Here is a 9,216-nt window from a genome sequence, read left to right on the forward strand (position 1 = left end):
TGTCATAGAAATCAGTATGACAACAAAAAATCGTAAAACTTATAACGTTTAACCTAAAACATAAAACACAAAAAAATGACTTTTCAAGAACAAATAAAACAAGGTATTCCTTCTGTTTTGCCTCAAAAAAAAGACAGAGATCCTAACGTAAGTCACGCACCAAAACGTAAAGAAATATTATCGGAAGACGAAAAAAAGTTAGCATTGAAAAATGCATTGCGTTATTTCGAGCCAAAAGATCATGCTGAATTAATTCCAGAATTTAAACAAGAATTGGAAAATTTTGGACGTATTTACATGTATCGTTTGATGCCTGATTATAAAATTTTCGCTCGACCAATTACAGATTACCCAGGAAATTCAGAACAAGCAAAAGCAATTCAGTTAATGATTCAAAATAACTTGGATCACGCAGTTGCACAACATCCTGAAGAGTTGATTACTTACGGAGGAAATGGCGCAGTTTTCCAGAACTGGGCGCAATATTTATTAACAATGAAATATTTGTCTGAAATGACAGACGAACAAACATTGGTGATGTATTCTGGTCATCCGATGGGTTTATTTCCTTCTCACAAAAACGCTCCACGTGTTGTTGTAACGAATGGAATGGTAATTCCGAATTATTCGAAACCAGATGATTGGGAAAAAATGAATGCTTTAGGCGTTTCTCAATACGGACAAATGACAGCTGGAAGTTATATGTACATTGGTCCGCAAGGAATTGTACATGGAACTACTATCACAGTTTTAAACGGATCTCGTAAAATAGATGATAACGGAACAGCAGGAAAATTATTTGTTACGGCTGGTTTAGGCGGAATGTCAGGTGCGCAACCAAAAGCGGGAAATATAGCAGGTGTTGTTTCTGTTACTGCCGAAGTGAATCCTGCTGCGACATACAAACGTCATGAACAAGGTTGGGTGGACGAAGTAATTACAGATTTAGATAAATTGGTTGCTCGTGTTCGCGAAGCCAAAGAAAATAAAGAAGTTGTTTCCATTGCTTATGATGGAAATGTAGTGGATGTTTGGGAAAAATTTGATCAAGAAAATGTTTACGTTGACTTAGGATCAGATCAAACCTCTTTGCATAATCCATGGGCTGGCGGTTATTATCCTGTTGGATTATCATTTGATGAAGCCAACGATATGATGGCAAACAATCCTGAATTATTCAAAGAAAAAGTTCAAGAATCGCTGCGTCGTCATGCAGATTCTGTAAATAAACACACAGCAAAAGGAACGTATTTCTTCGATTATGGAAATGCCTTTTTATTAGAAGCTTCTCGAGCTGGTGCAGATGTAATGGCAGAAAACGAAATTGATTTCAAATATCCATCTTATGTACAAGATATTATGGGACCAATGTGTTTCGATTTTGGATTTGGACCTTTCCGTTGGGTTTGTACTTCAGGAAAACCAGAAGATTTACAAACAACAGATGAAATTGCTTGTCAAGTTTTAGAAGAAATCATGCAACATTCTCCAAAGGAAATTCAGCAACAAATGCAAGATAATATCACATGGATAAAAGGTGCACAAGAAAACAAATTAGTTGTAGGTTCGCAAGCTCGTATTTTATATGCAGATGCAGAAGGACGAATTAAAATTGCGAAAGCGTTTAACGATGCAATTGCGAAAGGTGAAATCGGACCAGTTGTTTTAGGTCGTGATCATCATGATGTTTCTGGAACAGATTCTCCATTCCGCGAAACTTCTAATATTTACGATGGTTCAAAATTCACAGCAGATATGGCGATTCACAATGTTATTGGAGATAGTTTCCGTGGCGCAACTTGGGTTTCTATTCACAACGGTGGCGGCGTTGGTTGGGGAGAAGTTATTAACGGTGGATTCGGAATGTTATTAGATGGATCTTCCGATGCTGAAAATCGTTTAAAATCAATGTTACATTGGGATGTGAACAACGGAATTGCTCGTAGATCTTGGGCAAGAAACGAAGAAGCTATTTTTGCTATAAAACGTGCAATGGAAGATGAACCTTTGTTAAAGGTTACATTACCAAATATAGTGGATGAAGAATTATTGTAAATAATATATCAAATTAAAAAAGCATCTCAATTGAGATGCTTTTTTAATTATTATTTCTCTACTTCATTATTTTGACTCATCTGATTAATTTTATCAATTTTCTCTTGAAGTTCTTTTGGAGTAAGTACTTTTTTAGGAATTAATTTAATAAAATCTGTAGACTTTTTCTCTTGACTAATCTCTTTCAAAAAATATCTTTTTTCCATCTTTCCACCACCCTCTTCAACTTTTTTAAACTTCTTAAATAATTCTACTACAACAAAGTTTTTGAACTGAAAATAATAAGGGCTTACCGTAATTCCATTCATTTTTGCTAACCAGATTTCGTAGTAAAACTCATCATTTTCGAAGATAAATTTCTTAGCTTGTAAACCTAAAATTTCTTTCATTTCCTTTGTAGGTTTCAAACCTTCTATCTTAATAGAATCCACCACATACGTATCACCATATTCAGCAAACTCATATGATTTATTATGTTCAAAATCGTTTAGTAACCAATTTGGTTCTGGATAAATTCGAACCGCATCATTCTGAGAGTTCTTTACTTTCTCTATTAATTTGACAAAAGAATAATTTTTAGAAGCTAACACTTCAAACTCATAAGATTCATTAAACGCGTTTACTATTTCTGGCAAAAAGTCTTTTGGTGTATTTTTCTTCATTTCATCATTGAAAATTGTTTCTTGGTGGATATCATACAAAAAACGATACGTATTTTCTTGTCCAAATAAATAAAAACTAATTCCAAAAAGAATGATGAATAAATGTTTTCTCATATTACTATTAATTTCCAAACAATTATATAAATAATAAGTATTTAACTCTTATAACAAAATCACAACTATGTATTAAAGTTTTAAATATAAATTTAACATTCAATCAATAATAAAAATTTACAAAACATTATTAATCTATGTTAATTAATACGTTACCAACTTCTTAACCTACATCAATATAATCAACTATTTAGCTTCGTAAATTTGTATAACAAAAATAAAAACATATAAAAAAATCATTATGAATACAAAAAAAATAGAAGCAGTAATTGCGCCAAGAGAGCCACATTTTGTAGGAGACGGTTTTAGAGTTCATAACTTCATTCCAAGTGGATATCATTTAGATATGAGAAGAATGGATCCATTTATTATGTTAGATTACAATTCAAAATTTCATTTTCCAGCAACAGACAAACCAAAAGGTGTTGGTGTGCATCCACACCGTGGTTTCGAAACGGTTACTATTGCTTATCAAGGAAGCGTTTCTCATCATGATAGTTCTGGTGGAGGAGGAACAATTCATCAAGGAGATGTACAATGGATGACAGCAGCTTCTGGTGTTTTACACAAAGAATATCATGCAGAAGAATTTTATAAACAAGGTGGAATTTTTCAAATGGTTCAATTATGGGTAAACCTTCCTGCAAAGGATAAAATGAGCACTCCAAAATATCAGGCGATCGAACATAAAGATATTCCTACTGTAGAAGTTGAAAATGGTTTTATCGAAGTTATTGCTGGGGAATACAACCAAACAAAAGGTGCTGCATCTACCTTTTCTCCTGTTAATATGCTGAATGCAAAATTGAATGAAGGCGGAAAAGCGAATTTTAGTTTTCCTGCAAATTACAATACCGTTTTATTGGTTATTGAAGGTGAGGTGAAAGTAAATGAACAAGAAATTGTTCCAACAGATCATTTATTATTATTTACTAACGAAGGAGAAGATTTTACAATCGAAGCAACTGAAAATAGCATTGTACTAATTTTGAGTGGAGAACCTCTAAATGAACCAATCGCTTCTTATGGTCCTTTTGTGATGAATACACAAGAGCAAATTCGCGAAGCTTTTGAGGATTTTAATAACGGAAAATTTGGTACTTTAGAAGATTAATAAACAACTTCAAAAATAAAACTGATGGAAATTAAACAAATTGATGATAAAAAAAATGGAGCTTTTGTCGTTTTAGATGGCGATAAAAAAGCTGGAGAAATGACATATGTTTGGGCTGGTGATGATAAAATTATTATCGATCATACAGAAGTTGACGAAGCTTATGGCGGACAAGGTTTAGGAAAAAAAGCTTTATTAGCCTTGGTTGAATGGACAAGAAATAATAATATAAAAGTAATTCCTTTATGTCCTTTCGCAAAAGCGCAGTTTGATAAAAATCCAGAAATTAAAGACGTTTTATCATAAAGTTTTCTCTTAAAAATACAAAAGGAACTCGAATCGAGTTCCTTTTGTATTTCTTAATATCCCACTGCTTTGTCATCTCCTCTTGGATCTGCACCAGCTTGATATGTTCCGTTAGTGTTGACCAAAATTCCTTCCACACGCCCGTAAGGTTTACGTTCTTTCAATGTATAACCTTTTTGTTTTAACGATTCACGAACGTTTTCTGAAATTGCATTTGGCTCATAATCGATTTGGTCTGGCAACCATTGATGATGAAATCTTGGTGCTGCAACAGCTTCTTGCATCGTCATTCCGAAATCAACAACATTCAAGATGGCTTGAAAAACTGACGTTATAATTGTAGAGCCACCTGGCGTTCCCACAACCATAAACAATTTACCATCTTTCTCTAAAATAGAAGGCGTCATCGAACTTAACATTCTTTTCGAAGGTTCAATCGCATTAGCTTTTCCTCCAACTAAACCATATAAATTTGGTGTACCTGGTTTTACAGAAAAATCATCCATTTCATCATTCAACAAAAATCCTGCACCTTCTACTACAACCAAAGATCCATAGGAATTATTCAAAGTAGTCGTTACAGAAGCCGCATTTCCATCTTTGTCAACAATTACATAATGCGTTGTTTCCATTGACTCTTTACCAATTATTTCTCCCGCTTTAATTGCTGAACTTAGTGTTGCTTTATCAAACGAAAAATCTTTCATTCGATTTACATTATAACTTTTATCCAACAATTGTTTTTGCGGAACTTTTATAAAATCTGGATCACCTAAATGCTCTGCGCGATCAGCATAAACGCGACGCTCTGCTTCTACCATCACTTGAATTGTAGAATCTGCTTGAAATCCCCATTTGTTGATTGGATAATCTTCGATTGATTGAAATAACGAAACCAATGCAATTCCTCCACTTGAAGGCGGCGGCATCGAAATTACTTTAAGACCTTTATAATTTCCCGAAACTGGCGTTCTCCAAACCGATTGATATTGTTTTAAATCTTCGTGCGAAATAATTCCGTTTCCGCGTTTCATTTCTTTCACTATTAAATCAGCCGTTTTTCCTTCATAAAAACCAGCACGACCTTTTTGTTGAATTAATTTTAATGTATTTGCTAATTCTTTTTGAACCAACAAATCTCCTTCTTTCCAAGATGATTTAGACGTTAAAGCATTCGTTTTTGAATTATATTTTACAAAATCATTATGCTTATTTGTCAGTTCGCTCGCTTGTTGTTTTGTTATTTTAAATCCTTTTTGAGCTAAACTAATAGCCGGCTGAACTAATTCTTTCCAATTTAATTTCCCATATTTTTCGTGCGCTTTCACCATTCCATCTACAGTTCCAGGTACTCCTGCAGCAAATTGTCCATACAAACTAAGATCAGTAATTGCATTGCCATTTTTGTCCCAATACATATCTTCACTTGCTTTTAAAGGTGCTTTTTCACGATAATCTAACGCATCTGTTTTTCCTTTTGCATCACGATAAACCAAAAATCCACCGCCACCAATATTTCCTGCATTTGGATAAACAACCGCCAACGCAAACTGAACTGCAATAGCAGCATCAATCGCATTTCCACCTTTTTTCAGAATTTCAACTCCAACTTTTGAAGCTTCGGGATGAGCTGTTACAACAGCTCCATTTTTGTAAGATTCTTGCGCATTCAACTGAATAATCGCGAAGAATGAAACTATAATAAATGATATTTTTTTCATAAAATCGATTTAAACAAAATACCAAACCTTCATCAATTACGACAAAGATTTGGTAAAACATATAAACTATTTAAATTATAAACTTAATGATAAACGAGCGAAAGCAAAACGTCCTCCAGTTCCGAATTGTTGTCCAGTACGTGAATACACGAAATATCCTGCTCCTCTATTTCCTCCAATTTTCGTTTCATCAGGATAGATATCAAACAAATTATTTGCACCAATTGTTAACGAAATATTTTTGTTGAAAGCATAACCAAAACTCAAATCTGTTACAACTTTTCCGCTAAATGTTTGCGAATCTGCCACCGTATTTGTCGCTGCATCAACTTCTCCAAAATACACGTTTCTTAAGTAAACATTCCATTTATCCAATGAATAATTCAAGGATAAATTAATTTTTGTACGAGGTATAGCCGATTCTAAATAAATACGACTTGAACGATCAAAATAAGTAGACTCTTTTCCTTTCAATAAATCGGAAGCATGTACATCGCCTACAACATTTGTCTTGCTAAAAGTCGCCGATAAATCTCCACGTAATTTTCCTGCTCCCAAACGATCTTGATACGTCAAAACAACATCTATTCCTTTCGTTTCGGTATCAATTGCATTTGCGAAGAAACGAGCCGAAGTTGCATTTGCTTGTTGCAATAATTCGTAAATCTCTTTGTCTTGAGCTGATGCATTTGCTGCATTACTTCCTGTGAAAGATCCTGTGTAAATGATTCGGTCATCAATTCTAATGAAATATCCGTCAACACTCAATTTGAATTTTCCCCAATTTGCCGTAGCTCCAGCCGAAACTGATTTCGATTTTTCTTCGTTCAATTGTGGAATTCCTAATAATTTTGCAGCACGACTATCATTTGTAAAAGTTCCTGAATTAGAAATTGCTCCATCTAAGAATAAACTTGATGTTGCACTAAAATATAATTGATGTAAAGATGGCGCTCTAAATCCTGTACTTGCTGCGGCTCTCAACACATAGTTTCCTAATTTGTATCGAGTCGAAATTTTTCCATTTAATGTTGAACCAAAATCTGAATAATCTTCATAACGTAACGCAGCAGCCACTAAGAAATCTTTCGTAAAATTAAATTCAGTATCTAAATACGCCGCAACAGAATGACGATTTGCATTGACTTCATTCGCTGGTAAAAATCCTGGAAAAGCTTGCGCTCCACCTGCTAAAGCAGTACCATTTACAGCGAATAATGTATTGATATTTCCATTAAAATCTTGTACATAAATTGGCTTTCCATTTCCGTCTACACCAATTTGACGAACTTTACCATAATTCGCATAAGATGACTCTTCACCTCCTACAATTTGATAATTTTCATAACGAAATTCTGCACCAAAAGCGACATTAATTCCAGCTAAAACATCATCAAAAAAACGCGTAAAATCTAGGTTGGTTGTATTCTGCGTAAAACGATATCCACCAGCTTCAAAAGATGTTGGTGAAGATTCTTTCATCGATGCGTTAACTGTATTTTTTACTCCAAAATCGATGGTATTATTTCCGTATGTGTTCGAAAAATCAACTTTCCAACCGTTAATTTCACTACGAATTCCCGCTGCTAAAGAGCGATCGTAATTATTGGTTTGAATCAATGGTAAAAATCCATTTGGATAAATTGACGCAACAGTTTGATGCAACTGAGCAGGCTGACGACGAAAGGCTGCTGATTCTCCTAAACGATAATTTAATCCTCCAAATGCATAAATTTCGGTTTTATCTGAAACTGGGAAAAGTGAATTAATAAAAATCGCACCTCCTTCATTTTTTGATTGTCCAATACGCGAAACATAATCAGCACGCGTTTCTCCACGGCGGGCTAATTCCTCCTCTGTAATATCTTTTCCAGTTGGATTTGGATATAAATCTGGTCGATTATAATCTGAAAAAATTGTTCCTGTAAATTCTTTTTGACGATTGAATGGTTGACGCTTGTCGTAAGAACCTGCAACATTTACAAATCCTCCTTTTTCTCCAACTTTTACACCATAATTCACATTCGCTTGAAAAGTTTCGCCATCAAAATTATCTTCTGCATTTTTCGAAAGATTTCCTCCATACGAAATTGACGCGCGTAGTTTATCTGTCGAATCTTCCAAGACAATATTAATCACACCTGCAATCGCATCAGAACCATATTGAGCCGCGGCTCCATCTCGAAGAATTTCAATTCGTTTAATTGCAGAAGTTGGTATTGCATTCAAATCTGTACCGACAGAACCTTTACCAAACGAACCATTAATATTAACCAATGATGTTGTATGACGACGTTTTCCATTAATCAAAACTAATACTTGATCTGGTCCTAAACCGCGCAAAGAAGCAGGATCTATATGATCTGTTCCGTCAGAAATAACTTGCGTATTCGAGCTAAAAGATGGTGCTACATAATTTAAGATTTGATTTAACGAAACTTGTCCTACATCTTTTGTAACCTCTTTAATATCTATCACATCAACTGGTGTTGAAGAATCTAATTGTGTACGTCCGACTGCGCGCGAACCAATTAAAACAACTTCGCTAAGATCAGTCTCCGAATTGATTGATTGTAAAAAGAAATCTAAAGAAACTTCATTTTCATCAAGCACATTAATCGTTTGCGTCGTTGTTGGCTCACCTATTTTTGAAACAATAATTTCATACTTCCCTGGTTCTAACGTTAGTTGATATAAACCATCTACATCTGTTGTTGTCGTGATATTCGTTCCTTTTACATTAACCGTTGCTTGATCGATTGGTCCATTTACATCTTCAACCATACCTGTGACTTTGGTTTGGGCAAATAAAAATGTTCCACCAAAAAGAGCAGTGAGAAAAAATATTTTTTTGAGTGAGTATAATTTCTTGTTCATATTTACAATTTTAAAGTCTAGCAAATTTATAGACTTTATAGAATATAAAACAAGTCGTTTTTAAATAAAATAAAAGAAAACTTTAAATTAATGTTAAACAAAAAATCTATTCTAAAAATACAATTAATAACAGAATATAATTCTATATAATAAGTAGAGTATTGATTTTTATTAAATAAAATTTCATAAAAAAAGGAGCTCAAATTGAGCTCCTTTTAAAATATTTGTTGAGAATTGATTATTTCAATTTCTTTTTAACCTCTACAGTTTCGTAAGCTTCGATAATGTCACCTACTTGAATATCGTTGAAGTTTTTGATGTTAAGACCACATTCGTAACCTTTACTAACTTCTTTCACATCATCTTT

The 9,216-nt window shown here is 33.9% G+C and carries 6 protein-coding genes; 3 read left to right on the plus strand and 3 right to left on the minus strand.

What is annotated here, in order from left to right:
- Nucleotides 1-75: 75 nt before the first annotated feature.
- On the plus strand, nucleotides 76-2,055 hold the full coding sequence (locus B2X73_RS06640; protein ID WP_291049617.1) for a urocanate hydratase: 1,980 nt from the start codon (nucleotides 76-78) through the stop codon (nucleotides 2,053-2,055).
- 50 nt (nucleotides 2,056-2,105) lie between these two features.
- Here the strand turns inward: B2X73_RS06640 and B2X73_RS06645 are convergent, their stop codons facing one another.
- Complete coding sequence (locus B2X73_RS06645) at nucleotides 2,106-2,831, minus strand: hypothetical protein (RefSeq protein WP_219033831.1); 726 nt, start codon at nucleotides 2,829-2,831, stop codon at nucleotides 2,106-2,108.
- A gap of 241 nt (nucleotides 2,832-3,072) precedes the next feature.
- On the opposite strand from B2X73_RS06645, the gene B2X73_RS06650 reads away from it, so the two are divergent.
- Both B2X73_RS06650 and B2X73_RS06655 read left to right on the plus strand, forming a co-directional pair.
- Nucleotides 3,073-3,945, plus strand: a complete 873-nt coding sequence (locus B2X73_RS06650; RefSeq protein ID WP_291049637.1) for a pirin family protein — start codon at nucleotides 3,073-3,075, stop codon at nucleotides 3,943-3,945.
- Nucleotides 3,946-3,969: 24 nt separating this feature from the next.
- Nucleotides 3,970-4,251: a GNAT family N-acetyltransferase gene (locus B2X73_RS06655; protein ID WP_286495294.1), complete on the plus strand. Its 282-nt coding sequence runs from the start codon at nucleotides 3,970-3,972 to the stop codon at nucleotides 4,249-4,251.
- A 53-nt stretch (nucleotides 4,252-4,304) separates the two neighbouring features.
- Here B2X73_RS06655 and ggt read toward each other — a convergent pair whose 3' ends face one another.
- The gene (gene ggt, locus B2X73_RS06660; RefSeq protein WP_291096064.1) at nucleotides 4,305-5,972 is read right to left on the minus strand and encodes a gamma-glutamyltransferase; all 1,668 of its coding nucleotides are present in this window, start codon (nucleotides 5,970-5,972) and stop codon (nucleotides 4,305-4,307) included.
- Between the two features lie 75 nt (nucleotides 5,973-6,047).
- A complete protein-coding gene (locus tag B2X73_RS06665) occupies nucleotides 6,048-8,849 on the minus strand; it encodes a TonB-dependent receptor (protein ID WP_291049642.1) in 2,802 nt (933 codons plus the stop codon).
- Nucleotides 8,850-9,216 lie beyond the last annotated feature (367 nt).

It is taken from the genome of Empedobacter sp. UBA7252, assembly GCF_002472765.1.
Classification (GTDB): domain Bacteria; phylum Bacteroidota; class Bacteroidia; order Flavobacteriales; family Weeksellaceae; genus Empedobacter; species Empedobacter falsenii_B.

What these genes read in the sequence shown, in the direction of transcription:
- B2X73_RS06640 (WP_291049617.1), top strand. Translation starts at nt 76, where the DNA reads ATGACTTTTCAAGAACAAATAAAACAAGGTATTCCTTCTGTTTTGCCT.
- B2X73_RS06645 (WP_219033831.1), bottom strand. Translation starts at nt 2,831, where the DNA reads ATGAGAAAACATTTATTCATCATTCTTTTTGGAATTAGTTTTTATTTA.
- B2X73_RS06650 (WP_291049637.1), top strand. Translation starts at nt 3,073, where the DNA reads ATGAATACAAAAAAAATAGAAGCAGTAATTGCGCCAAGAGAGCCACAT.
- B2X73_RS06655 (WP_286495294.1), top strand. Translation starts at nt 3,970, where the DNA reads ATGGAAATTAAACAAATTGATGATAAAAAAAATGGAGCTTTTGTCGTT.
- ggt (WP_291096064.1), bottom strand. Translation starts at nt 5,972, where the DNA reads ATGAAAAAAATATCATTTATTATAGTTTCATTCTTCGCGATTATTCAG.
- B2X73_RS06665 (WP_291049642.1), bottom strand. Translation starts at nt 8,849, where the DNA reads ATGAACAAGAAATTATACTCACTCAAAAAAATATTTTTTCTCACTGCT.